The sequence below is a fragment of the Vibrio sp. SCSIO 43009 genome (genome assembly GCF_023716525.1).
In the GTDB taxonomy this organism is placed as follows: domain Bacteria; phylum Pseudomonadota; class Gammaproteobacteria; order Enterobacterales; family Vibrionaceae; genus Vibrio; species Vibrio alginolyticus.
In genome coordinates this window covers 1,371,049-1,394,784 of the sequence record NZ_CP071842.1, presented here as the reverse complement: position 1 = coordinate 1,394,784, position 23,736 = coordinate 1,371,049, and the positions used below count along the sequence as shown (strand labels likewise).

Here is a 23,736-nt window from a genome sequence, read left to right as displayed (position 1 = left end):
CATTTTAGCCATCAATACAACAAGCCATCCAACCATTCACGGATTAATGCCAAAGCGTCAGGACGTCGCTTGTTAGATGCCGTTTAACATTTTCGGTGTACGCACCAAATGACTTTTGGACATAACAATGACTTTACTCAATCGCTCAACTTTAGCCATTACCATCACTCTTGCCTTAGCAGCTTGCAGTGATGACTCTGGTAAACCTAGCGTTCCTAACGGCCCGAAGCCACTACAACCCTTACCACCAGAGCAAATCGCTTTGGAAATTGGCGATGCAACCATTCAAGCGACCAAAGAGTCCCTTGTCATCACGCCTCTTGATGCGGATGAAAAACTGGCAGCGGTAGAGGCGTTCAAAGGTATCCAATTTGCGCAAGCAGACCGCTTTCAGCACAGCATTGCGGTCCCACTTGAAGGCGATATTGATGCGACTCAGTTCGGTGATGCGTGCCCGCAGTTAAAAACCACGGCACAAACGCAATCAGAAGATTGTTTGAACCTAAACATTTGGCGACCAGCAGGGACAGAAGCGTACGCAGATTTGCCAGTGTATGTCTTTATTCACGGTGGAGACTTTGAATACGGCTCGGGCTCAGAACCGCTGATTCATGGTGATATGGTGGTTGCACAAGGTGCTGACGATGGTAACCCGTTTATTGCAGTTACTTTTAACTATCGCTTGGGCTTGTTGGGCAGTGTTTGGGTCGATGGTTTGGACAACCCAGAGGGCGGTAACTTTGGCCTAGGCGATCAAAAACACGCGCTTGAATGGGTTCAACAAAACATAGAGGCATTCGGCGGCAATCCGCAAAACGTGACACTCATGGGTCAAGGTGCGGGTGCCATGTCGGTGGGAATTTTACAGCAATCAAAAGGCGATGCTGCAATCGCAGGTGAGCACTTTCAACGTGCCATCATGCAAAGCAACGCTTACGGCTTTGAATATAAAAGTTACGATGTTGCCAAGAGCCAAAGACCAGAACAAAGCGTTGAAGATCTTGCGTTCCTACCACTTGAAGAGGTCATGAAGGTACAGAGCGAGATGCTTGATCCCATTCAACGTCTTAAGAGCTGGGTACTGACCGCTGCGAATATTCCGGTTATAAGTCCAACACGAGACAACAGCCCATTAGCTACGTTGATGCCATTTGCGCCTTACATCGAGCATCGCCCACCAGCTTTTCTAGTGAAAGAAGTACCAGGCTATCACTTTACTGAACAAGCCATTGAGAGTGAATGGATCGTACCGACGGTAATTGGCTCAAACAGTGCAGAAAGCAATACTCTGGGCATGCTGCCGAGCCTGACATTTTTGATCCCAACTATTATTGAAATCTTGAGCCAAGATGCGCCAGAAATCATTGAAAGTGGTGACGAAAACTTAATCGCCGAATACATGGTGAAGTGGCTAGAATCGGATGCGAACTTAAACCGTTTACGCACCGAATATCGTTCATTACTCAGCGATTCAGCTTCGATTGAACTCGATCTTTCTAACTTATTGGAACTGCTGCCTAGCACCGCTTATGAGGCGATGACTAAGTTGTTCTTCGGTTTGAGGAACTCCGATTCAACCACTGAGTTACTTGCTCTGGCTGACTTCTTCCCTAACGATGAAAGCGAACTGAATGGCGCGGTCAAAAACATGCAGCAATTCAAAACCACGTTGCATGATTTGCTCTTCACGGGTCCAAACCGTCATAAGGTTTCAACTGAAGAAGCAACAGGAGCGACGCCAAGCTTTTACTACTTTGACTACAAACCTGGATTCAACGTATGGACTTACAACACAAAAGGTGAAAATGGCGATCTCGACGTGGGTGATTTACTCAAAAGCATCAGTTGTATTGTGGGCGCTTGTAATGCATCGGAATTACCATTTGTGTTTAACAAGGCATTAAAGCTTGATGGTTCAAGTGTTCGTCCAGGTAGCAAAGACAAAGCGATGATGAACGAGCTCTCTCGTACGTGGTTTAGCGAACGTTTATTTGAGGACTTCCAATACAATAGCGCGACTGATCGAGTATTGCTGATCGATAACGATGGCGGTATTCAATCCACACAAGACTGGGACAATGCTCATCACTCAGGCATCGATCCAAAACTGCGCCAAGGTCGCCTCAACGGTCTCGAGGAACTTGGGCTGATTCTGAGTCACATGTAACGTTATCCTCAGCCACTCAAAACTCGTTACCGAATACCTAAAAGCCAGTCCGCTGGCTTTTTTCATCCTTATTCCTTGAACATAATTAGGAAGGTTTACTCATGTTTCCTAACGCCCTTCGTGCTCTGCTACTCTTTATCTTCGGCGCGCTGTTGGTTGGCTGTGCCCAGCCCTACCCTCAAGTTGAACCGGATTTTGAAGCCAATTGGCAAACTACTCAGCATCAATCCGAAGTTTACTTAATTCCTACCGCTCCAGAAGCCTTTGCTCGTCGCGTTGAGCTGGTTAGAAATGCTCAACAAAGCATCGATATGACTTACTTTTCTTGGGAGAGTGACACGCTTGGTTTGATGCTACTCAATGAGCTCAAGCAAGCAGCAGATCGAGGCGTGCAAGTTCGACTCACTCTCGATGATTTATTGGTGTTTAACGAGAAATGGCTTGCTGATCTCAGCGCTCACGACAACATTCAAATCCGTTTGTTCAATCCGTTTGATTCACGTAAGTCAGGCTGGATTGGTCGCGCCGTCAACTTCTCTACTCATCAACAACGTTTGGACAATCGTCTGCACGAGAAGTACTTCAACGTCGACCATCAATGGATGATTCTAGGTGGACGTAACATTGGCAACGACTATTTTGGTTACAGCCGCAAAGCGAACTTCTTTGATATGGACGTCTTGTTCAAAGGCAGCATTATTCGAGTGTTCGACCAGAACTACCAACAACTTTGGAAAAGCGAGCATGTCACGCCAGTAGAAAACATCGTTAACGTTACCCCAAACTATTCCGCGTTTACTAAAGCGCTTAATAAAGGTGAGAAAGACAAAAGCATCATTCTGGCGGAAGTTGAAAAACAGGTTAAACACCTGACCAGTCCCGACTTCATCACTGCGCAAGTCACCCCCGTTTTCGACTCATTAAACAAGTTAGAAAACAACAAACCCTACTTTAGAAAACGTGCAGAACACCAAGTTTGGCAACAAATAGCCACTGCGTCTAAAGCCGTGATATCAACGCCTTACGTGGTACCAAGTGATGGTGAATTTGCCTTTATTGATACCTTGATGGAGCAAAAAGCGGACATCACGTTAATGACGAACTCGTCTGCTTCTAATGATTCTGGCTTTATTCCGGCTTATTACGAGGAGCATCGCCAAACCCTGTTGGATAAGGGCGTTCATATACTTGAGTACAAAAACCAAGCGAAAAATGATGACCATTACTTCCATGCGGATACTTATTATCACAACAAGACGGTGATACTCGATGATCGGCTGACTTATATCGGCTCATCAAACTTCGACCCAAGATCGGATTTCCTCAATATGGAATTTGGTGTGTTGGTCCAAAGCAGAGCCTTTGCAGAACATGTCATGCACTACTTAACTCGGCAACAAGATGAACTGTTTTGGCGAGTATCTCGAGATGAACAAGGCCAAACTCAGTGGCAATCAATGAATGAGATCCATACTAAGAATCCAAACTATGGTGGATGGCATAAGGCACCTAACTGGATATTCAAGAAACTGAATGGTGAGTTCGAACTCTAAACAATCAAGACTTAAAAGGCTCTCTATCTGCAAGGATGAGAGCCTTTTTAATGTCCGCTAAAACTGCGTGCCTAGCGAAAAGTGAACGCGGAATTGGTCTCCTTGTGGGGCATCTAAACCATAAGCAAAGTCCACTTTGACAGGCACGTATTTTGAGTTCCATATCAAACTCAACCCTGTTCCACTTTTCCAATCCACCCTTTTGTTGAAGGCATCACCAACATCATAAAATGCCCCAAGCCACAGTTGGCGGTAGACCTGATATTGATATTCCAACCCAGCAGTAAACATGTAACGAGCACCGGTTAAATCGCCATTTTCGTCTCTCGGAGAGATAGACTCATAACCATAACCACGAAGATTGCCGTCACCTCCCGCAAAGAAACGTAATGATGATGGAATATCGCTCAAAGTGTCAGCGACATTAATACCGACATTGGAACGAAAGTGAAACTTGTGTTTTTCACTAATATCCCACGACAGCACACTGTTGCCTTCAATGCGCAGCAAACGAGAATCGGAGAAAAAATTAGGGTCTGAGTATTCCAATGAGTAAACGTGACGGTGCTTTACTTCTAATTGATCGTTCTTGCGATCAAGCAGTGAAAATGTCACCCCCGGTAATAACAACTGTGATTCGTTATTCTCCGACGCTTGTCGATAAGTTTCTTGCAAATAACGAACGTGCATGGTGCTTTGCCAATCGCTGTCTAACTGCCAGTGTTTTTCAAACGATAAATCATTAGAAAAACTCGATGTGTCTCGATAGTCGACATGCTTAGATTCAAACTGAATCCCGTAGTAATCCGTTAGAACATTTTGGGTGGGAATTTTGTAACCAAGTAATAGCGATTGTTCCGGTTTGGAAGCGTACGCTTGTGCCTCAAAACTGTGTCCACGTGCGTTATACCAAGGCTTGGTCCAGTTTAGTGAAGCGCGTAATCCCAAGTCTGTCGAATACCCACCGCCGACTTGCACAATATTGCGTGAATTCGGCTCTGCGAGCACTTCTATCGGCACCTTATGACCATCGGATACCTCCTCGAAATCCGCTTTCACAATCACACTGCGAAACCAATCAGTACTGGAGAGGTCGGCCTGATATTGACTCAATTTCACAGTGTCAAAATCGTCGCCCCACTCAAATGTTCTCATCGCTTCTATTCGAGCCGTTTCGATACCCGACGTAAGAACAGAGAGCTCTCCAAATTGGTAACGAGAACCACTAGAGAAATGCAGATTCACATGGGCTTGATTCAAACTTGGAATGACTTCCAAAGACGATTCGATAAAACGTCCATCTAAATAACCTTTTTGCTGAGCCAATGAAATCAAGTTTCGCTTTAGCGTGTCGTACTCAGAATGAAGCAACGGTTGCCCTTGTTTAAGTTGAGCTTGATTGATTAGTTCGATGAAATCCTGATCGTTACTGGCCTCTCCCGACACAGCAATATTAGATTTTTTGACCAACATCACCTCCCCCGCGTCAACCTCAAGCGTGATGAGATCATTCTCTGATCTCTGAACATTGAGCTCGGAATGATAGTAGCCATAAGGGTTTAACGCATTATTAACCATCTGCGTTAGTCGATTTGAGGTAATGTTTGAAACAGAGAGTTTCGTTAGTGGTGTAAGGTGACTTTCAAGATTTTTCTCTAATATTGGTGTTAGCCCTTTGATTTTAAATTGCGCTCCGAGTGCATGATGTAAAGGCATAGAAGCTAAAACTGATATACCTATTATTTGTTTAATGAGAGGAGACACACCGCTACCTAGTTTAGCAATACACTCGACAAGGTTAATGATGGAATGGCATATCTGTTAATCGCGTTTGTAGGATTGCTCCCTACGAAATCCTCTCGAAAATTCACGTTTCACAAGTAGATTCTTTGAACAATAAGTGGGCTCAAGCTAGGAGGTGGCAAATCATGCGGTCTGAAATAGGTATACTGTTTGCCAAAAATACAAAACCCAACGCTGAATGGATCTCATCAAGCGTTGGGTTACATTGATAATGTGTTTTTTAATCTAAAAAGCGGTCTGTTTGTAAAACTAGATCGAAGAACAGTTTCCTTTTTCTGCCATGTCGACTTTTAGTACTTCTGCTTTACCTTTGCTTTCGTCTACGAGTTCTACGCCCGCACCACCAACAAATACACCCATTTTAATGTATTGATTAACGAAATAATTACGGCCCTCTTCCGTTAAGATAGTTAAGTGATTTTCAGAAAACTCAGACTCTGTACTTACTTGATGTTCTTTATTGCCTTCGACCTCATGGTAGAAGAATACACCAGGAGCGGTTTCACCAATACATTCCCCATCGACGTAAACATACTTTTTAAGCGCTGCTCCGACAAAAGCATCTTCTCGGTAAATGTAAATCCCTGCGTTCCCCTTTTGAGGTGCTTCAAATGATTTCATTTGATTTGATACTGTCGAATCAACAGTAGGAACAGAAGCACAACCTGACAAACCCAAAAGGAATGCGGAACACAGAATTACTTTATTTTTCATGTTATTAACCTAGCTACGATAAAATCGCGCCAACCATACTATAAATAAATACGTTCACTTATTGGTATTTTTGAAATTTGTGATTCAACCTATGCAATAGCACTCATTTAGCGTATAGATTGAGCAAACATTAGCCATATAATAATCACGAGAATAAAATGCCCTGTATCTAACGATCACTAAATGCCACTTTACTCGCTAGACTGATAAGTAGAATACCTGAAACACCTTCAAGAGTTCTTGAATAACGCTGAGAGTGTGGACGACTAAATACCCAATTACCCACAGAGGCGTACAAAACGTTACATGTCGTCGCAAGTACGCTGAACAGCAAGCCAAGTACTAATAATTGCATTGATGTTGAGCTTGCAGACGTATCAATAAATTGAGGCAGAAACGAGAGAAAGAATAGCGCTACTTTTGGATTCAAGACGCTGACGATAACCCCCTGAACAAACACATTTTTATTATTATCAACATTTTTGTTTTCAACGATTTTACTTTCTCCACGCCACATAGACAGTAATGACTGAACACCTAAATAAACTAGGTAAGCGGCCCCTAACCATTTAACAACGCTAAAAGCCAAAGATGAACTCAGAATTATTGCTGACAAACCTAAACATGCCGCTAGTGTATGAAAAAAGTAACCAATACCAAGCCCCAGAGCCGCTTTCAGCCCAGCAGATAATTTACCTTTCATTGTATTGGAAACAATATAAATTACATCAGGTCCAGGAATCATGTTGATAGCGAGACAAGCGACAACAAATAATAATAGTGAGTTTGAATCCATTCTTTTCTCCAAATTAACGTCTTGCGGGATAACATTTCATCGAACTACAAGTAATGCAACGTCCAGGTTTCAATTGGTTATATTTAGTATTAACAACACGTTACTAATACTACAGCACTGCGCGAAGAGCACAATCATGAACAGTGATACGAATTAAATTATGGGCCTTTGTTAGCCCTTTGAATGATAATATTTAGCATCGTTTGGTCGTAAGCTTTTTCTAGCCAGCAGCTCTTATGGAAGTTAACAAATCGGCTACTTAGTATACTTAATAGACCGTCAAATCAGATAGATTATCTATTCTTATTTCTTCAAGCCTTTTGTGCTTCATTTTCCTGCCTCACTAAGCAGCAACTTAATACTTGCCACACCAAAAAATAACGCGAACACGCCTTCAAAAACTGCTTTGGATCTGAGATAGGTTTGCCTGACCTTTTTATACGCGAAAAGAAAAGCATAGCCAAAGAAAACCAAAGCACTAACCAGCCCTACAACAAAAATGACCGACAACAATTCCAACGGACTGGCCGTAGGAGGAACCCCTATCGAATAAAGCGCACCAAAAAACAGAATAGCCTTTAGGTTAGTTAAGTGAATTAACACTCCGGTTAAGTAGTTACCCTTCTCTGTCGTTACGTATGTTTTGGGTAACTTTAGCTGCTCGATGTTGCAGGCAGAATGTACGGATTTTAAAGCCAAATATAAAAGATAAAATGCCCCACAATATCTAAGAATTTCAAAAAGCCAAACATTGCTATAGAGTATGGTTGCGAGACCAAAAGCGGCTGAGGTTGACCAAAATAAAGACCCCGTTAAAACACCTGCAGCCATATACCCTCCAAAGCGTCGACCGTGGTTCATTGACGTGCCTGCTATCGCAAGAGTTGCAGGTCCGGGGCTAGCGATGGCAGCGATAGCTGATACGACAATCAGTGAATAATTTATCTCTTCCATTTTTACTCTAAGCCTCCAAGTGGAGTTTTATCAACACTTATCGCGGAATACTCTATTGAACGTACATCAGAAGCGTAATACTGATTAAAACACCAAGTGTCACGAATCGAGTTGAGATTCTTTGGTATTTTACTGCTCCAAAATAACATCAAATCCGCCATAAATGAGACGCTTTCCATCAAAGGGCATTGGGTTATTGTCTGGACTCATTCGAGGATCAGCCATGATCCGCTGCCACCCTGAGTCCCGAACTTCTTTTGAAGGCCAGACTACCCACGAAAACACAACGGTTTCGTTGCTTTCAGCGTTAACTGCCATGGGAAATGATGTGATCTCACCATCTGGTACTTCACTCCCCCACGTCTCAACAACCTTTAAGGCCCCAAACTCCCTGAACATTTCTGCTGCTATTTTTGCGTGTGCGATATACTTTTCTTTATTCGCTGTCGGTACTGCAGCGACAAACCCATCAATGTATGACATAAGTAAACTCCTTTCATTGGAGTTATAACCATAGCTCAATAAAAAGAATGCACATGATGCCAAACCATAGAAGCAGGTACGTAATACAGCTTGAGAGCTACATTCCTAGCTTGGACTTTATATGCATATTTGAAAGGTATGTGTTTGGATCAAGCTTGGTTAGCATATTTATAATCTCCAAAACACTCGAATACTCAATACGTTCCTCTTCAGCATGCCCGATCCCACCTATTGTAAAGTGAGTAAAGCGGTAATCACGATAAACGTTTTGCAGCTGGCTAGAAATATCTTTGAGTAATCTTTTACTGAGGGTGAATGCAGGGTATTCACTACTTTCTGAAAGCTCGGCTGTAGATCCAATAGATACAATATTGCATTTATCGTTAAGTGAACCTAAAGCGTTAAGTTCATTGACTAGATTAAGAAACCCAATCGGGCCAACATTCATAAACTCAATCAGTTCGCTTGTTGTCAATTCTGAAGACTCTCCCCACATCGACGCCAAATAAACGATGATGTCAAACTCTACACCTTTGAAGCACGTATAATCTGGTTTTTTACCGGGATCAACGTCAATACAAACAGAAGCGACTCCCTCCTCAACTAGCTTTGATCTAGAAATCGCATAAATTTCTGTACCCTGTACGTTCGTAGCCAAGAACCTTCCTAGCCCCTTACTACCTCCAACGATTAAAATCTGCATAACCCCGTTCCTTCGTTAAGGTTGTCTTTCATATTGTCCGCCAAACTGTTCATTAGGCATCACTTTAACGTTTCTATTGCCCTACTTAGTTCTATCTTCAATTTCATCGAATGGTTCAACTGAAACACGCTCTGCAATTTCACTCATCTTCTTCATTTTTTCTGGGTTACTAGTTCCCCAAAACCGCTCCCAGTCTTCACGTGTTCGCCACTTGGCAATAGTTAAAACCTTTTCCGGTACATCGTAAGAACGAAGCATAAAACTACCAAGCGCCCCATCTACTGACTGATGAATTGAATCTGTCGTCGAACGCCATATATTTTGAAACTCATCCATTTTTTCACTTGGCACACGCCATTCATACACAACTCTAAACATAACACTTCCATTAAAATTTCTAGATTTAATACGGCAAAGCATTAAGAACACTAAGCCAGGTGAATAGCTGAATAAAGCAACATAGTAGAGCGTAGAGCAACCTAAAAAGCAAAGTGTAAACGCTCTAAATCACTCCGATTCGATTAGTCATGCACACATTCAAAGATTTCGTATTGCCGTTTAACATTGGCTGTTACTTTTCCCCAATGTGAGGCTTGAACTCTTTTCTGATGTTGCTTAAAAGAGGCTTTGTCGACGAACTCCTCATAGACATCAAAACGAAAAGGATTAGTCGAGCTTTGAGTCACAAGAAAAGTAAGGCAGCCCGGCTCTTCTAACGTGAGCCTTTTGTGAGTTATTAACTCATGTTTTACTAATTCTAGATCCTTTTCCGGAACTAAAATAAAGCCTTTCAATGTTACTTTCGACATATCATCCTCTCGCCCCTGTTAAGAAGTAGCCAACACGCCCTCAATCTCAACCATCATATCGCAAATGTGAATCTCACCATGAATTAAAATGCCACGTGTTAGGAATCTATTTCTAATGCCCTATCGACCTACGAGCATAAGGTTATCTCTACCCTTTCTTTGCCTTTACCGATGTTCTTGCGTTTTAATTGAATTTGGCCGACTTCTGATGTGCGCTTTAAGTGAGTGCCACCGCAAGGCACTTGCGCAAACCCATCCACTCTCCAATACCTTCTTTCACTCTCTTGATCGGAAAAGTCACTAATAATAACTGAATCAGAGTTAATCAAATCTTGCACATCAGTTTCAATTTCTTTCAATAGCGGGCCAATACTTTCAGACCACTCGAAATCTATGCGACTCTTATTTTCAGAAATATGCGCGCCTATCTTAACAATGCCTTCCCGACGCTGATAAAACATCTCGAGCACCACTTCAGCCGCAAAGTGTAGCTTCATTAAGGCGTATCTACGCTTCCAATCAATACTCGTAGTTACAATGTCACCAAGAGTAAAATTTGGAGAGGATTCCAATGTGTAAATAAGTCGAACACCTAACTTTTGAGCAATCAAAACCGGAATACCATTAATCGTTCCTTTATCACTCTCTTGGCCTCCAGACTCTGCAAAGAAGATAGTCTGGTCCAATTCAACCTTATTTCCGTCTACATTGCTCACTCTTGAGTTAAGTTCTGTTTGGTAGGGATTAACCCAAAATAATTTCTCGCTCATGCTGCTATCCTTGCAGTAAGTCCTATCTTTGATAGTACATTCAGTGACCACCAAGTCAATTCAAGAAACCTCACCGTCAAATGTAAGGCTGTGTATAGAGCACGAGCAGGCTAGACCTATTAGATGCGTTTAAGGCCGGATACTAAACGCTGTCTAGGGGTTTAGCTAACAACCCGTAAATTGCGGAATCTGAGACTACTCCATTCACTTCCCAACGCTGCCTTAGGAAACCTTCCTTTATAAAACCTAACCGTTCCAAGACTTTACCTGAAGAAGTATTGTCTGGATCTATCTCAGCCTCGATTCGACGTAGATTCAGTGTTTTGAATGCGTGTTCGATTAATGCATTTCCCGCCTCTAATACAATGCCTTTACCCCAGAAATTACGACTCACGCCAAAGCCAATTTCTGCGCGCCTAGACTCTTTCACGTGATTAAACAGCATTATCTTACCCAGAAGTTGGCCATTGCTCTTTAGGAAGATGCCTAGTGTCACTTCTGTATTGCTATTCATGACCTGTGTACTCTTGGCTATAAATGTCCGCGCTTCTTCAATTGAAACCCAAGGGCCAGAGTTCCAATATTTCATGACCTCATGGTCTGAGAAGATGTCAAACAATTCGCTTGCATCATCTTCAACTAGCTCTCTTAGAATTAATCGTTCCGTTTCAATCTTTGTTACTAACATTTTGGGGTCAGCCTTTTGGTTTGTTATTGGTGACGAAAATCCAATAAAAGTGTGAGACACGTAATAAAAATGATTTCGTATGAGACTTTTAAACAAGCTCAACGCATGGCAAAAGCGCCACGTGTAACGATTCAATATTGAAGCAAATGTTAGACATTCAAGTGCGTCAACAAGTAACCGCTGAACGCATCAAAGCTTGGGGTGAGTTGATCATAAGTCCTAAACTCAGGCTCAAAATAGTCCATATACTTTATTATCGCTTAGTGACGATTTCCTTCAGTACTCTGGCTGGGTTACCACCAACAACGACATTGTCTCCAAAACTCTTTGTAACGACTGCGCCAGAGGCTACCACCACGTTGTTCCCAAGTGTTACACCAGGGTTGATTGCGGCATGGCCACCTATCCAACAATTGTCACCAATGTTTATGGGCTTTGCTAGCTCTAAACCACTGTTCCTCTCGATAGGATCTAAGGGATGAGTCGCAGTATAAATGCCAACTTGAGGCCCAAGTAAACAGTTATCACCAAACTTAACTTCCGCAACATCCAAAATCACACAACCAAAATTAGCGTAAAAATTATCTCCAACGTGAATGTTGGATCCGTAGTCGCAATTGAAAGAAGATTCAACATGAATATCGTCACCTGTTGTGCCGAACAAGTGCTTAGTTATTTCAACTCGCTTTTGTTTATGCTCAACAGAGGTAGCATTCAATTTTTCAGTTAGTAACCTAGCGCTCAACCTTAACTTTAATAACTCTTCATCACTTGGGTCATAAAGCTCACCTGCTAACATTTTCTCTTTTTCTGACATAAAACTTGGACTCCAATACCAATTTTCTTACAACGCTACATTCAGTACGTGAGTAACGCTACCACCTAAACGAGGTTATTCCACCACAAAAACAAAGCCCGACTTGAACCCAAGTCCTCAGCGCTATCCATTTTTTCAACAAGTTAGTGAACTACCACCACCGTTCTCACTAACTTATCACCGAGCCGTTGCCTCTTTTTACCAAGAATGAAAATTGAGTCAATAAAACCGAAGAATGGAGTAATAACATTTCGAAAGAGCGACTGAAAAATATTGCACTTTTTACCCGTTCTTGCACTTATAACTGCAATGCCCAAAAGTTTTTTACCCACACTTTGACCATTTGGTAAACAATCAGAAAAAAGGTAATACGATACAGTCGCAGTTACTGCTGTAGCGCGCACAAGCTCTTTTTCAATACCGATTTCTAAGCCGACCCATAAAACGAGAGTAAAAATGCTAAAACTGACAAAAAGATCAATCATTTGTCCAACACACCTAACTCCCGGACTAGCCAAAACGTAATTTTCTAGAGTAAATTTTTCTGCATTTTTCATTTTAAAATTTGGACTAACAATTGTTTATTTGTGAACTAACGCTATTGAGACAGTAACATCCCCACTAAACCTAATCCATACTTCCGCAGAGCACGGTCGAACCTGATTTTGCTATCTTTTCAATATATTACCAAGCTCGTTCTAAAGGCTAGATTGGTAATACTTCAACATCTCTTCTTGATTAAGCGCTTTACTTTCTAACTTTTGTTGATCTTTAAAGATTTGAGCTAATGAAGGGAGAATTGAGCGATTTACTTTATAGTCATCAGACCAAAGTTTCCCTCTCATCACCGCTTTCGCACAATGAAAGTACATACTCTCTATGACTATTTTGATAACAACCTTAGGATCTTTACTTCCATCGGGGCAAGCAGATATCAAGTTGGAGTCGGTGTGAATACTTGCGATTCCTTTAATACGGAGCACTTCATCAATACCATTTACCATCAATAACAACCCTACCTTGGGGTTACTAATGATATTTTTTAGACTATCGATACGATTGTTCCCCGAGCTATCAGGGAGCAACAATGTTGATTCATCTAAAACTTTTACGAAGCCAGGCTCCCCTCCTTTAGGAGAGAGATCGATATACCCTTGTGAATCAGCGGTACTTAGAACTGCAAAATGGCAATTATTAATTAATGTAATCGCATGAACATCCAGCACAGGCAGAGCTTTATTTTTAGCTCTCGCACTTGGCTCTGCGTAAATTTCTTTTAACTGCTCTATTGTTTTAATTTCACTCATTCAATGTTATTCCTTCACTATCGTATAATGCTTTGCTTGTAAGCAAGCAGTAACTCTGACTTCTTGTATAGGCACTAGACCTAACTCATCGTAAAAATATTACGAGTACAAATTATCTCTTTAATGCCTTGTTATCTAAAGATTTAAAGTTTTTCACTAAACTCCCCACACTGCTTACACTTATAACCATGCTTGTAAAAAAACAGTGGAAAATCCAGTAAAATAAAAACTAAGAAAGCTGGGCGTTTACCTTTTGTAAATGCAAATAGATCTTTACTACCACATTTAGGGCAAACGTCTTTTTCTTCATCAACGTCAACTTCATTTCCCAATGATTCTGAGAAATCGCTACTAAGTATTTGTTTCGCATCTTCTGCATCACTTTCGGCCACCATCAGACGGACGCCGCCTATTGCATTTGAATAAAGCCACTGAGTATTTACCGTGTGCTCGTCAGCGATGTAACTTTCTATTCCGACACTATCTAGGCTTGCTCTCGCAATATGAGCTTCATGAGGAAAAGAAAACCTTGCTACTACAATCACATATTGCTCCTTGTGGGAAAGCGCTCCCGTAAGGTATAAGAAACGCTAATTGGAAATGCCACGTATGGCACGCTAGCCTGAGTAGTTTGTTGTACCTAATCACCCAACCACAACTATTGAAGCTACATCGACATCAAAATCATATGAAAAAATAACGGCAAACAAACAGCCATATGAGCCATGTCGGTGCTTGATACATTTTTCAACTTTATCACGAGCACGACCATAACCCACACTGTAGCGGACGCTAAGCCTAGATAATTATCTAAGTCATTGTAATAATCATACTTATCAAGGAAAGATAGAAAATTACTCTCTTTAGTTTCCACCGCCTTTCTAAGCACCTCATTTGCAATTGAGCAATAGTATTTCGAGAAACTCAGGAGAGTGAACTGAACGAGTGTTGCTACTATTAAAAATATCTTCATATTTACATCACCGCATAATGCCCCGCTAAGAGATGAGTAATTCAATACAGAAGCCACTAAAAATCATCTTAATCACTCAACGTATTGCGCCGTAAAAATACCACACGTTGCGAATCAACTTTGAGCAGTTTGTTATAACTCTGATTTCGCATTAATATATAGCTTATGAACATCGTCTGAATTAGAAAAGTCTATACAGTAGGCCAATTTGATCACGTTACCATTTTTTGATTTGTAAATAGCCATATCATATTTTTCCAATAGCTCGCTAACCCCAAAGAATGACTCCAAAGGAAGCTCGGAAAACTCTCTGTAGCCTTGCATCGCCGTTATCGCATCTTTCGCAACAGCTGATCCTTTGTAATTAGTCGCAATGCAAGATGAGAGAGCGAAGTTTTTAAACAGTTGCTCATCGCTTTGAATACTTAGTGGATTCGCGGCCTCTCCTACACTACAAAGAGCAATACTTATGCTGGTTACTAGTACTCTACATTTCATAAATTAAACCTTTTGCTTCCTAAGAGTTGCAGCACATTATTAAGGAGTGAGTATCACAATACAAAACTGCCCCACATCACTTAAATCAACTCATAGTGAAAATGCCATGTGTAACCACTCTTGTTGTGAACCAATTATTAGCCCACTACAGACTAATACATATACCCTAACCAATCTATATGACCAAAAGCCCAAGTTTTGCCGCTGATAGGTTTAACATATAAATCATCTAGTTGCTCTACAGCAACACCGTAATTTTTATGTTCGTGAACTCGCAACCAAGAACTTAGAGAGTTAAGGCGCTGATAACCATTAGCCAGATAAAAACGCTCCAAATCGGAGACTAAAATGATGAAGTCGACATCTTTAGTGGACGCATACTCGCTGAGTTGAGACAACATTGTTGTGCCAATACCTTGTCTTTGAACTGTGCTCTCGACACAAAAGTCACTCACACCTAATACTTTATAAATTTCATCACCAACGCGAACAACTCTGTAGTCTAATCCCATGTAACCAACTAACTGATCACCTTCGTAATTCAGAACTCTCATATGCGGGAGTTGCTTATAGTAAGAGCGAGTAACTTGGTGTTCGGGAAACGACTTGTTTCTAAGAGCTTCAATTGCATTATGCTGCGCTTTAGATAACTCGATTTCTGGGTAAATATCCATATTTGACCTTTGAGTATTAATGACCTTTTGGAGGTGAGCAACGCAATACAAAAGCCGCCGCATACCGCCTTAAACACTAAAACCAACGCATAGTAAAAATGCCACGCGTTGCGAATCACTCTTAAACAGTTTGTTAGTTGATGTGACTCCAAATATTACACTAGCCACAGAATATAGATGCCTTATCAGGAATAATATATGCAACTCAATCTACAGTATGGGGTGGCCATGGGAAAACCCACAGCAACAATAACATCAATGCACATCTGCCCCAAAGTCACCGCTAAAATTCCGCATGTGGGCGGCCCTGTTGTCGTTGGTTCACCCAATGTTAAAATTGGTGGGTTACCTGCGGCTCGAAAAGGGGACCGTCTTGTTTGTGTTGGTCCACCAGATTCCATAAGCCAAGGTTCTAGTTTGGTGTTTATCAATGGAAAGCTCGCAGTTCGTATGGGGGCACGGAACGGCTTACGGCAGTAAAATAGTAATTGGAAACCCAACAGTGCTCATAGGAGACAGTGGCAGTCAAGCTTCTACGCCAAAACCTAAAAGTGCTACAGGCTCTGCGACACAGACAAACTTACTAACTAATGATTCAGTTGGGAATATTCCCCGTGAGCAGAAACCAATTGTTAAGGTTAGTGCAGGACAAGCTTCAGGCATAAAAGGGAAACAGAGATCGTGGGCGATCGAACTAGAACCTCCTGCACCGAATACTCTATATGAGGTAACCTCAACTCATGAAGGAAGCCCAGTAACGTACACCTACGAAACCGACGCACAAGGTAGAACAATACGAATAACGGGGAAACTGCAAAAGTCTCCCATTAAAAATCAAGCTATGCGTGATAAACTGCACCGTAATTCATCTACTCAATCAAAGTATGGAGGGGATGACCCAAACTATGATGGTGGTCACTGGCACTTGATGAAGGAAAATACGTGGAAGTAGATATCCGAATTAAGTATGGTAAAGGAGAGACACAGTCCAAACTTATTTCAAAGTGGACTGTAAATGGTGGCTCCACCAATCGTTTGGTATTTAAGAATTAAGGTAAATTTATGTTTTCATCAGCGGAAGAAATTTATAACCATATTGGAGGAGCTATCTCGGAGGTGGTTCCCGAACAGTGGTGTGTAGCTTGGGTTGACATTGCCATGAACCTTTCTACTAGAGCGGTATATTTTCAAGACCGGTACTTAGTAGATGCTAACTCAGATGATGTGAAGGATCTCGACATCTATAGTTCTGACAACATTGAACTTGATGATGCCTTTAGTGACTTATTTGATTTAATGTCTAGTAAAGAACAGAGCAAGCCTTGGAATAAAGCTCGTTTTGTTGTTCATCCTGACGGTGATTTTAAAATTGAATTTAAATGGGATGAGGATTGGGCATGGTTAAGTTCATTAGCTCCAGATAAAGATATATATCCTGATAGCGAAACTATGCAATTAATTGAAACATGGGATGGCCTTGGTGAAAATGCTTACCGCCCTTGGTTTGATCCGGATTCAGCCATGTTTAAAAAAGATCAACGAAAACTTTTAATAAAACTCCATGACCAATTACGTAATGAAGTAAGTGGTTGTGGCTTCAATCTAAAAGAACTAGCTTATCACCTAATGTCCAATTAAGGGGTGAGTAACGCAACACCTATGTCACAGCAGACCACCTTAATCACTGAACTCAACGCATAGTAAAAATGCCACGCGTTACGCATCCCTCTTGAACAGTTTGTTAGTTGCAATTTTTACCCACTTCAGCTGAACAAGTGATATCGATCGTAGGGCTCAACAGACAAACATGACAATGCTTTTCCACCGCTTCTCCTTGAGCTGATCGCAAAATGTCAGACTCCTTAAAACCACTGCCATTTACTGTAAAGTGTAAGTTTGCCGATTTATATAAACGAGTCTCTGATTCTGTTAGGGCGAAAGTAACCGTATTTTCTAGGCCTTTAACTTCAACACCTTGATCTTGCAGTAACAAGACGACATCCGTAGCACTGCATGAACCTAAAGCCGACAATAGAATTTCCGTTGGGCAAGAGGCTTTCTCAGTTGTAGCGTCAACATTAAACGTAAAGCCGTCTTCAGCTGACACTTTAAAACGACAATCACCATCCACTTTATATTAATACTCATACTTCCCTACTTTTTGATGTCACTATTGTTGATTGCACTTAACGCCTTATTAAGGCGTGAGCAACGCAATACCGAGTCCACCGCATAAAACCTTAATCACTAAATTCAACGCATAGTAAAAATGCCACGCGTTGCGAATCCCTCTTAAACAGTTTGTTATGCGAAATTCGACAATGCTGATTTGTACGCCTTTCTAGCCTCGGTACTTAAGTAGCTATCCATACCTTGGAACAGTTCAAATAGCTCAGCACCATATTTGAATTTGAACTCTGCACTGCTATAAACAAGCTCTAACTCATTAGCGACCTTTAACTCGCAAAACAATTTCACCATTGCACTGTCGAGTTTGAATGTTGAACCAGTAAATCTGTCTTTAAATTGGATTTCTAGCACTTTGCCAAATTGAGGGAATACATACTTTCGGTCGCATGAGCAATACAAATAAACCAATGCTTCTTCATCATTACCAATAATTCGCGCTATTTCTTGGTGCTGGCTTAGCGACACCATATTTTCATCGAAATCCGCTGTTCCATACGCGGCATGAAAGAGACCTGCGATTTGAAGTAACTCGCTACTACCCCAGTTAATTAGAACTTTTTCAGTGCCTTTCAGGTGTACTTCCAATGAACCGTTAAGGTGCTTAAAGTCACCCGCTCCAAGTTCTTGAAGCATTCCAAATTTATCCATAAATCTCAATTCCCTTTAGGTCGCATAACGCCCTGTTAAGGTGTGAGCAACGCAATACCGACGCTTCCGCACAACACCTTAACCACTAAACGCAACGCATAGCAAAAATGCCATGCGTTGCGAATCACTCTTAAATAGTTTGTTATGTAACTTTACTCAACCTGAGTTAACAAGCTCAGATTTTCTAGAAAAAAAGGATCGTATTCCAAAGTAAAACACTTCGCGAGTAAAGGAGACGTCTCATTCTTATAATTAATTGCGGGCTCATATTTTTTTACTAGCCTAGATACTTCAACGAAAGTGTCTGGTGATATAGAATTCATTTGCACTATACCTGCAGAGATATTTCTAATATCACCTAAGTCATAGTTTTTATGTTGAAAGTACTGATATAAACAATTCGCTCTCGCGAATTGTATTAGTCGTTCATCGATATTAGATTGGGGACCAGTATTAGCTTTTAAAGATAATGACATCAGTAAAAGTATGAAAGTCATAACCTTGATCATGTGCACTCCCAGAACAGAACTTTGTGAGTGACTGATGCATACCCTTGGTATACGCATTTATTCCCACCCCATAGGTCTGCATGCCCTGTCGCATCACTCCATCCGTCAACTTGATAGATAATTATGCCCTTACGCTCTTTAATTTTCTCTAGGTGCTCTTCGGGAGTCAGCTCTTCAGGGCTAAAGTATTTTTCTGATAGGTATTTGATAAGAATTTTGACTCGAAAAATATACCAAAATTTATCTTGTCCCGAAGAGACTTGAAGACTCATTTTTCCTTCCGGACTAATCGCGTTGTAACGAGGAATTTTGTGTTCTACGCCGCTACCATTAAGAGCTTTGGAAACTCAAATAGCACAAGCGTTTGAAAATATACCTAGTTCGTACTTCGAACCTACTTTACCACCAATTTTTTTAAAAACCACATTAGCTGGTAAAGCAGGGTAATTGGCACGAAGATTTTCCCATGTTGGCAATTTCATTTTCACCTCAATCCTTAGTAAGTATCTTAAGATATATAATGTGCCGCTGATTCGACCTCATGTAAAAAAGAGAAGAAAATTTTATAATTGAAATCATATTGTTTTGAAACTGACTAATCATGAAGTTACATAACGCCGCATTAAGGTGTGAGCGGCGCTTGGCTATACTTGAGCGAAGCGAAACCGCCAAGCGTTGCGAATCACTCTTAAATGCTTTGTTAAGCTACTGACCCGAGGCGATCGATGAAGTTAATGTCAGCCCTTTTGGAATCTTACAATTTTCAAATAACATACGTTCAAACTCTTTCACCGCTTTATAAGTGTTTTCTACGTTCTCAGGTGACAGATACTTATCCCAAGGACACTCCATTTTCTTTTGAAGTTCTTCACGTGTTTTTACGTCTGTTACAACTTCAACAGGCTTACCATGTGCCACATCGTCTCGAAGAACCTTTAAATCCCATATTTGTTTATATAAGCCTGCATTTTTGTCAAACTCCAGACCCGCTACTGCACAAACTTTTGAGATTTTAACTTTATAATAATCTCTCTCTTTCCAACCTTGAACACGCTTAGAACCCACGAAATTAACTATAGCTTCAACTGAAAAAGCGAGAGAAATCAAGCAAGATAGACAGTCCAAAGCAATTGCATCTTCGTCTTCTTTAGCAACTTTATGTCGGATTGTACTTAGTTGATAAAACGCTAGGTTCATCAAGTCATTGTGAGGATAAACTCGAATATGTGCCATTTTTGCTCCTTGTAGCTTAACGCCGCGTTAAGTGGTGAACAACGCCAAGCACCAAACTTAAACCATTGTACCTTAAACACTTAAGCTGACTTGAACTAAAATCACCAAGCGTTGTGAATCCGTCTTAAACGCCTTGTTAGGCGAAGTGTCCCACCAATGTTTAAGGTTGTTTGAAAGCAGATTACCCGAAACAAAATAAGCAACCAAACACCCACTGACTCTTTGTGATTCAAGAACCATAAAAGCCACTATATTTCAGCCGAAGTTTCGACAACCACGAAATACAGACTTTCAGCAACAAAGCTGCTTTTGAGGAGGCGAAACGAAAAGCTACGAACTTAAAGCGAGAACGAAAACCTCGATTAACTTGCCCTTTCCACACTTTGAGCCAGTGAAACTCACAACCAACCGACTATGAAAACCAATGAGGCAACCCGCAAACCTTGGCATGTTTTACGGCCAGAGAGATTCAAGAATTTGAACCGACAATCTTGAATTGCCGACTTAGAAAAACGAATACTCAAATAGAACTAAGAAGATAAGAACAAAGAACTTCCCTGCCCGTCGCCTAACGCCCTGTTAAGTGGTGAGCAACGCAATACCAAAGTCGCCGCATACCACCCTAAACACCAAAACCAACGCATAGTAAAAATGCCACGCGTTGCGAATCCCTCTTGAACAGTTTGTTATATCAATTTTCTGGTGCTTACTAAATCGGCTTAATCCTTAACTTAAATGATTCGATTTGCTCGACTTGCGATGGCACAAACCCACATTTGATTTCAAGATAAGAGGTTTCTTTTGGCTGCATAATGAAGATTTCATTTTCACCGATACAATTACCAATAAAATTACCATTCACATCGAACGCAGATGCTAAAACCTCACGAGAATATAACGCTTCTTCCGTCAGGTTTTCCTGTACGACAGCCAAACGCACATCGTCTCCATCTTTGAAGACATTTTCTAATGTTAAACCATAGGCCGTTTTGAAATCGGCCAAATACTCAATTGCTTTATCATCGATTTCTTTGTCTTCAAGAATATTTCCGAGCGACGGTTCAACGAACTTTGTATAAACCAACCCACTCAGAATGAGTGCAACTGAGAAGCCAATTCCCCAGGAAAAACCAGTTAAGATGTTATTAAATCCTTTCATAAATATTCTAATCCATTGCATATAACGCCGCATTAAGGTGTGAGCAACGCTATCACTAAACTAAAACATACCACCGTAAACACAAAAACCAACGATATAATGAAAAATACCAAGCGTTGGGAATCACTCTTAAATGCTTTGTTAGCTTTCTGTTCGAAACACTACAGCTCAATTTTTAGCAGACATATTAATCTACGCTTCGGATTGAAATTCCCTCAAGTCGTTCAAGTAAGCTCTCGCCATATGGAGCTAGCGCTACTTGTGGATTTGAGTTCATATATAAACTCAAAGCACGAACAAGATCTTCTTTAGCATGAGATAATCGTTCAACTTCTCCTCCATTGAAATCCGTAAAAACTATTCCTTGTAATTCATTTAACCATTTTGAAAACGAATCGGGCTCTGATGAAAGCACTGCTAGCGTAATATAGGTATGATGAGTCAAGGCAACTAACAACAAAAGGGACACCTATCCAGAAACAGCACCATCCCTGTGAACCCATATTTCACCCAGAGTATTTATTGTAGGGACAACTATTTTCGATTCATCACTTTCCAAGTGTTCTTGAATTAAAAAATAATTATTTTTCATCCAGAGAAGGTTGAGCTCTGTACGTGGGGTGGATGCGATCACAGAACTTGAAAACATTAGAAAAATTAAAATCAAAATATTTTTTAACATGAATCATTTCTCCAGTTGATTTGTTACTCTAATCTCAATTTCTTTATACTTACCAATCTCTAAAAAATTTCTTTTAACGCCACTTTACTATTGCTTACATAATAATGAGAATCTTTTAACACTCCCCAACTTTTACCTGGCATTAGGAAGCCTTCCGTATTTTTGTGATAATTGCCTGCGTGAATCAAAACATAAGTCCGTCCTGGAACATTTTTTAATTCGTACACATTTTTATATTTGGTACCACTAAATGGTTCCACTTTGTATGTACCAGCCGAAATTCTTTTGTCTGAACCCTCAACTATCGAGTCAGGACCTCCTGGTTCGAGAACAAACCGACTCTTGTCGACACCTTCAATAGTTAGTTTTCCTAACGTTGTCTCTCCATACTGTTTTATGCGTCTGAGATTTAATATTTCTTTGACTTTTTTTGCCAGTCATTTATTTGATCCTCACATTAAATTGAGGAAATACTAGCTGAAATAACTTAATTACATGCCTCCAAGAGTCCCTTTTTCGGCAAGTATCAAAGCAACATTGTACTTGACAATTCTAACTCTTACATTTAACGATTGGATTGATAAAGCTAACGCCCTGTTAAGGGGTGAGCAACGCAATACCGATGCTGCCGCATACCACCTTAATCACTTAAGCCAACGCATAGTGAAAATGCCACGCGTTGCGAATCCCTCTTGAACAGTTTGTTAACTGAGCGCCTTTCAGTTTTCGCCGTTCTTTCAGCCACTTTCGCCAAAGCTCATTTTGCTAATTAATGATTAGCAAAGCTAACCCAAATATGTATTTAACCAAAAAATTACCGTTTATCTTTAGTTTGAAATGCGTCTCACAACACCATACTTCGGCGATGTAAGTATGCCGGACTAATCGCGAATGCCTTATATTATTAGAAGGCTTTGTGCCGCCTTTCACATCAGTAAACTTAAGTATCAAACTGAAATTAGTCACATTAGCTTAGCTAAGGAAACCGACCGAACACGCTAAATCTCTGAACCTAGAAACTGTATCATTGCGCTTTCATATTTTCTGCGCCAGTTAACGCCTTGCTAAGGTGTGAGTAACGCAATACAAAAGCTACCGCACAGCGCCTTAATCACATAAACCACCGCAAAGTAAAAATGCCACGCGTTACGAATCACTCTTAAGCAATTTGTTAGTACATGCGCCACTTCTATTTATGCACTCCAAGATATTGAAAAGTGGCATAATATGAAAGGCTTGGACCACTGAAGTGAGACGGGCAGCTACAAAACTTTACCGCCATTGAGAAACGTGAGTTGGCTAGAAGAAAAACGTACTGAACTCCCCTACTTTTACTGACTTCAAATTAGAAAAGGATTCCTTCCTCGCACTTCGACGGCAACACCAAAGAAAGACAATTCTGACTTAGTAAAAACCACGAAAGAGAAGAAGCACCAAAGAAATAGGCTAAGAGTTGGAAACCGTAAACGGTGAAATCAAAGCGAACACACCGCATATAGTGCCACCGGAAAGAACGTGAAAGGTACAAACTGTAAGGTGTAAATACGAACACCAAAACAGATAAACACCGAAACTTATGACCTTTGGTGCCAACCCCGTACTAACG

28 protein-coding genes and 1 pseudogene are annotated in these 23,736 nt (G+C 40.9%); 5 read left to right on the top strand and 24 right to left on the bottom strand.

Features of this window, described 5'->3' with window-relative positions; genetic code table 11:
* Nucleotides 1-127 precede the first annotated feature (127 nt).
* Nucleotides 128-2,167, top strand: coding sequence for a carboxylesterase family protein (locus J4N43_RS06805; protein ID WP_158159687.1), 2,040 nt, complete (start codon nucleotides 128-130; stop codon nucleotides 2,165-2,167).
* Between the two features lie 101 nt (nucleotides 2,168-2,268).
* Nucleotides 2,269-3,720 (top strand): phospholipase D family protein, encoded by a 1,452-nt coding sequence (locus tag J4N43_RS06800; protein ID WP_158159688.1) that lies wholly within the window; start codon nucleotides 2,269-2,271, stop codon nucleotides 3,718-3,720.
* Between the two features lie 57 nt (nucleotides 3,721-3,777).
* Here the strand turns inward: J4N43_RS06800 and J4N43_RS06795 are convergent, their stop codons facing one another.
* The 16 genes from J4N43_RS06795 to J4N43_RS06720 all read right to left on the bottom strand — a co-directional run bounded on the left by J4N43_RS06795 (nucleotide 3,778) and on the right by J4N43_RS06720 (nucleotide 15,709).
* The gene (locus tag J4N43_RS06795) at nucleotides 3,778-5,436 is read right to left on the bottom strand and encodes an autotransporter assembly complex protein TamA (RefSeq protein ID WP_242013648.1); all 1,659 of its coding nucleotides are present in this window, start codon (nucleotides 5,434-5,436) and stop codon (nucleotides 3,778-3,780) included.
* 336 nt (nucleotides 5,437-5,772) lie between these two features.
* Nucleotides 5,773-6,237 carry a DUF2846 domain-containing protein gene (locus J4N43_RS06790; RefSeq protein WP_005377099.1) on the bottom strand — a complete coding sequence of 155 codons (465 nt, stop codon included), beginning with the start codon at nucleotides 6,235-6,237 and terminating at the stop codon, nucleotides 5,773-5,775.
* A 169-nt stretch (nucleotides 6,238-6,406) separates the two neighbouring features.
* Nucleotides 6,407-7,033, bottom strand: coding sequence for a LysE family translocator (locus J4N43_RS06785; protein ID WP_033907480.1), 627 nt, complete (start codon nucleotides 7,031-7,033; stop codon nucleotides 6,407-6,409).
* 327 nt (nucleotides 7,034-7,360) lie between these two features.
* The gene (locus J4N43_RS06780) at nucleotides 7,361-7,987 is read right to left on the bottom strand and encodes a LysE family translocator (RefSeq protein ID WP_158159690.1); all 627 of its coding nucleotides are present in this window, start codon (nucleotides 7,985-7,987) and stop codon (nucleotides 7,361-7,363) included.
* Between the two features lie 129 nt (nucleotides 7,988-8,116).
* Nucleotides 8,117-8,470 (bottom strand): DUF1428 domain-containing protein, encoded by a 354-nt coding sequence (locus tag J4N43_RS06775; protein ID WP_005377096.1) that lies wholly within the window; start codon nucleotides 8,468-8,470, stop codon nucleotides 8,117-8,119.
* A gap of 97 nt (nucleotides 8,471-8,567) precedes the next feature.
* A complete protein-coding gene (locus J4N43_RS06770) occupies nucleotides 8,568-9,173 on the bottom strand; it encodes a hypothetical protein (RefSeq protein WP_017634582.1) in 606 nt (201 codons plus the stop codon).
* Nucleotides 9,174-9,254: 81 nt separating this feature from the next.
* The gene (locus J4N43_RS06765; RefSeq protein ID WP_017634583.1) at nucleotides 9,255-9,551 is read right to left on the bottom strand and encodes an antibiotic biosynthesis monooxygenase family protein; all 297 of its coding nucleotides are present in this window, start codon (nucleotides 9,549-9,551) and stop codon (nucleotides 9,255-9,257) included.
* A 143-nt stretch (nucleotides 9,552-9,694) separates the two neighbouring features.
* Nucleotides 9,695-9,982, bottom strand: coding sequence for a putative quinol monooxygenase (locus J4N43_RS06760; protein ID WP_158159691.1), 288 nt, complete (start codon nucleotides 9,980-9,982; stop codon nucleotides 9,695-9,697).
* A 128-nt stretch (nucleotides 9,983-10,110) separates the two neighbouring features.
* On the bottom strand, nucleotides 10,111-10,752 hold the full coding sequence (locus tag J4N43_RS06755; protein WP_158159692.1) for an alanine--tRNA ligase-related protein: 642 nt from the start codon (nucleotides 10,750-10,752) through the stop codon (nucleotides 10,111-10,113).
* 142 nt (nucleotides 10,753-10,894) lie between these two features.
* Complete coding sequence (locus J4N43_RS06750) at nucleotides 10,895-11,440, bottom strand: GNAT family N-acetyltransferase (protein WP_054702081.1); 546 nt, start codon at nucleotides 11,438-11,440, stop codon at nucleotides 10,895-10,897.
* A gap of 253 nt (nucleotides 11,441-11,693) precedes the next feature.
* A complete protein-coding gene (locus tag J4N43_RS06745; RefSeq protein WP_158159693.1) occupies nucleotides 11,694-12,257 on the bottom strand; it encodes a sugar O-acetyltransferase in 564 nt (187 codons plus the stop codon).
* Nucleotides 12,258-12,400: 143 nt separating this feature from the next.
* Complete coding sequence (locus J4N43_RS06740; RefSeq protein ID WP_031778951.1) at nucleotides 12,401-12,814, bottom strand: RDD family protein; 414 nt, start codon at nucleotides 12,812-12,814, stop codon at nucleotides 12,401-12,403.
* A gap of 141 nt (nucleotides 12,815-12,955) precedes the next feature.
* Entirely contained in the window at nucleotides 12,956-13,564 is a 609-nt protein-coding gene (locus tag J4N43_RS06735; RefSeq protein ID WP_033907477.1) for a pyridoxamine 5'-phosphate oxidase family protein, read from the bottom strand.
* A gap of 143 nt (nucleotides 13,565-13,707) precedes the next feature.
* Nucleotides 13,708-14,109, bottom strand: coding sequence for a putative signal transducing protein (locus J4N43_RS06730; RefSeq protein ID WP_151514849.1), 402 nt, complete (start codon nucleotides 14,107-14,109; stop codon nucleotides 13,708-13,710).
* Between the two features lie 560 nt (nucleotides 14,110-14,669).
* Nucleotides 14,670-15,035, bottom strand: a complete 366-nt coding sequence (locus J4N43_RS06725) for a T6SS amidase immunity protein Tai4 family protein (RefSeq protein WP_053306977.1) — start codon at nucleotides 15,033-15,035, stop codon at nucleotides 14,670-14,672.
* Between the two features lie 152 nt (nucleotides 15,036-15,187).
* Nucleotides 15,188-15,709, bottom strand: a complete 522-nt coding sequence (locus J4N43_RS06720) for a GNAT family N-acetyltransferase (RefSeq protein ID WP_137282083.1) — start codon at nucleotides 15,707-15,709, stop codon at nucleotides 15,188-15,190.
* Nucleotides 15,710-15,907: 198 nt separating this feature from the next.
* On the opposite strand from J4N43_RS06720, the gene J4N43_RS06710 reads away from it, so the two are divergent.
* The 3 genes from J4N43_RS06710 to J4N43_RS06700 all read left to right on the top strand — a co-directional run bounded on the left by J4N43_RS06710 (nucleotide 15,908) and on the right by J4N43_RS06700 (nucleotide 17,347).
* Nucleotides 15,908-16,189 (top strand): PAAR domain-containing protein, encoded by a 282-nt coding sequence (locus tag J4N43_RS06710; RefSeq protein ID WP_253278507.1) that lies wholly within the window; start codon nucleotides 15,908-15,910, stop codon nucleotides 16,187-16,189.
* Nucleotides 16,140-16,661 carry a DNA/RNA non-specific endonuclease gene (locus J4N43_RS06705; protein WP_242013649.1) on the top strand — a complete coding sequence of 174 codons (522 nt, stop codon included), beginning with the start codon at nucleotides 16,140-16,142 and terminating at the stop codon, nucleotides 16,659-16,661. The genes J4N43_RS06710 and J4N43_RS06705 overlap by 50 nt, the downstream gene beginning before the upstream one ends.
* A 110-nt stretch (nucleotides 16,662-16,771) precedes the next feature.
* Entirely contained in the window at nucleotides 16,772-17,347 is a 576-nt protein-coding gene (locus tag J4N43_RS06700) for an immunity protein YezG family protein (protein WP_053350305.1), read from the top strand.
* A gap of 103 nt (nucleotides 17,348-17,450) precedes the next feature.
* Here J4N43_RS06700 and J4N43_RS06690 read toward each other — a convergent pair whose 3' ends face one another.
* The 8 genes and pseudogenes from J4N43_RS06690 to J4N43_RS06640 all read right to left on the bottom strand — a co-directional run bounded on the left by J4N43_RS06690 (nucleotide 17,451) and on the right by J4N43_RS06640 (nucleotide 22,489).
* Nucleotides 17,451-17,816 (bottom strand): OsmC family protein, encoded by a 366-nt coding sequence (locus J4N43_RS06690; RefSeq protein WP_242013650.1) that lies wholly within the window; start codon nucleotides 17,814-17,816, stop codon nucleotides 17,451-17,453.
* Nucleotides 17,817-18,013: 197 nt separating this feature from the next.
* A complete protein-coding gene (locus J4N43_RS06680) occupies nucleotides 18,014-18,547 on the bottom strand; it encodes a DUF6817 domain-containing protein (protein WP_053350304.1) in 534 nt (177 codons plus the stop codon).
* A gap of 505 nt (nucleotides 18,548-19,052) precedes the next feature.
* Nucleotides 19,053-19,391 (bottom strand): annotated as a pseudogene (locus J4N43_RS06670) (T6SS effector amidase Tae4 family protein); the annotation flags it as partial.
* A gap of 370 nt (nucleotides 19,392-19,761) precedes the next feature.
* On the bottom strand, nucleotides 19,762-20,289 hold the full coding sequence (locus J4N43_RS06665; protein WP_242013651.1) for a hypothetical protein: 528 nt from the start codon (nucleotides 20,287-20,289) through the stop codon (nucleotides 19,762-19,764).
* Between the two features lie 709 nt (nucleotides 20,290-20,998).
* Nucleotides 20,999-21,448 carry a hypothetical protein gene (locus tag J4N43_RS06655; RefSeq protein WP_050907605.1) on the bottom strand — a complete coding sequence of 150 codons (450 nt, stop codon included), beginning with the start codon at nucleotides 21,446-21,448 and terminating at the stop codon, nucleotides 20,999-21,001.
* A gap of 187 nt (nucleotides 21,449-21,635) precedes the next feature.
* The gene (locus J4N43_RS06650; RefSeq protein WP_053350302.1) at nucleotides 21,636-21,908 is read right to left on the bottom strand and encodes a hypothetical protein; all 273 of its coding nucleotides are present in this window, start codon (nucleotides 21,906-21,908) and stop codon (nucleotides 21,636-21,638) included.
* A 9-nt stretch (nucleotides 21,909-21,917) separates the two neighbouring features.
* Entirely contained in the window at nucleotides 21,918-22,130 is a 213-nt protein-coding gene (locus tag J4N43_RS06645) for a hypothetical protein (RefSeq protein WP_053350301.1), read from the bottom strand.
* A gap of 59 nt (nucleotides 22,131-22,189) precedes the next feature.
* Nucleotides 22,190-22,489: a DUF5675 family protein gene (locus J4N43_RS06640; RefSeq protein WP_242013660.1), complete on the bottom strand. Its 300-nt coding sequence runs from the start codon at nucleotides 22,487-22,489 to the stop codon at nucleotides 22,190-22,192.
* Nucleotides 22,490-23,736: the final 1,247 nt, after the last annotated feature.

Bases quoted from the DNA above. Each gene is read 5' to 3' on its own strand.
- J4N43_RS06770 (WP_017634582.1), bottom strand. From the start codon at position 9,173: ATGCAGATTTTAATCGTTGGAGGTAGTAAGGGGCTAGGAAGGTTCTTG.
- J4N43_RS06700 (WP_053350305.1), top strand. From the start codon at position 16,772: ATGTTTTCATCAGCGGAAGAAATTTATAACCATATTGGAGGAGCTATC.
- J4N43_RS06755 (WP_158159692.1), bottom strand. From the start codon at position 10,752: ATGAGCGAGAAATTATTTTGGGTTAATCCCTACCAAACAGAACTTAAC.
- J4N43_RS06740 (WP_031778951.1), bottom strand. From the start codon at position 12,814: ATGAAAAATGCAGAAAAATTTACTCTAGAAAATTACGTTTTGGCTAGT.
- J4N43_RS06805 (WP_158159687.1), top strand. From the start codon at position 128: ATGACTTTACTCAATCGCTCAACTTTAGCCATTACCATCACTCTTGCC.
- J4N43_RS06750 (WP_054702081.1), bottom strand. From the start codon at position 11,440: ATGTTAGTAACAAAGATTGAAACGGAACGATTAATTCTAAGAGAGCTA.
- J4N43_RS06800 (WP_158159688.1), top strand. From the start codon at position 2,269: ATGTTTCCTAACGCCCTTCGTGCTCTGCTACTCTTTATCTTCGGCGCG.
- J4N43_RS06735 (WP_033907477.1), bottom strand. From the start codon at position 13,564: ATGAGTGAAATTAAAACAATAGAGCAGTTAAAAGAAATTTACGCAGAG.
- J4N43_RS06705 (WP_242013649.1), top strand. From the start codon at position 16,140: ATGGAAAGCTCGCAGTTCGTATGGGGGCACGGAACGGCTTACGGCAGT.
- J4N43_RS06655 (WP_050907605.1), bottom strand. From the start codon at position 21,448: ATGAAAGGATTTAATAACATCTTAACTGGTTTTTCCTGGGGAATTGGC.
- J4N43_RS06725 (WP_053306977.1), bottom strand. From the start codon at position 15,035: ATGAAATGTAGAGTACTAGTAACCAGCATAAGTATTGCTCTTTGTAGT.
- J4N43_RS06790 (WP_005377099.1), bottom strand. From the start codon at position 6,237: ATGAAAAATAAAGTAATTCTGTGTTCCGCATTCCTTTTGGGTTTGTCA.
- J4N43_RS06775 (WP_005377096.1), bottom strand. From the start codon at position 8,470: ATGTCATACATTGATGGGTTTGTCGCTGCAGTACCGACAGCGAATAAA.
- J4N43_RS06710 (WP_253278507.1), top strand. From the start codon at position 15,908: ATGCAACTCAATCTACAGTATGGGGTGGCCATGGGAAAACCCACAGCA.
- J4N43_RS06765 (WP_017634583.1), bottom strand. From the start codon at position 9,551: ATGTTTAGAGTTGTGTATGAATGGCGTGTGCCAAGTGAAAAAATGGAT.
- J4N43_RS06720 (WP_137282083.1), bottom strand. From the start codon at position 15,709: ATGGATATTTACCCAGAAATCGAGTTATCTAAAGCGCAGCATAATGCA.
- J4N43_RS06680 (WP_053350304.1), bottom strand. From the start codon at position 18,547: ATGGATAAATTTGGAATGCTTCAAGAACTTGGAGCGGGTGACTTTAAG.
- J4N43_RS06745 (WP_158159693.1), bottom strand. From the start codon at position 12,257: ATGTCAGAAAAAGAGAAAATGTTAGCAGGTGAGCTTTATGACCCAAGT.
- J4N43_RS06665 (WP_242013651.1), bottom strand. From the start codon at position 20,289: ATGGCACATATTCGAGTTTATCCTCACAATGACTTGATGAACCTAGCG.
- J4N43_RS06795 (WP_242013648.1), bottom strand. From the start codon at position 5,436: ATGCCTTTACATCATGCACTCGGAGCGCAATTTAAAATCAAAGGGCTA.
- J4N43_RS06760 (WP_158159691.1), bottom strand. From the start codon at position 9,982: ATGTCGAAAGTAACATTGAAAGGCTTTATTTTAGTTCCGGAAAAGGAT.
- J4N43_RS06785 (WP_033907480.1), bottom strand. From the start codon at position 7,033: ATGGATTCAAACTCACTATTATTATTTGTTGTCGCTTGTCTCGCTATC.
- J4N43_RS06780 (WP_158159690.1), bottom strand. From the start codon at position 7,987: ATGGAAGAGATAAATTATTCACTGATTGTCGTATCAGCTATCGCTGCC.
- J4N43_RS06645 (WP_053350301.1), bottom strand. From the start codon at position 22,130: ATGTTAAAAAATATTTTGATTTTAATTTTTCTAATGTTTTCAAGTTCT.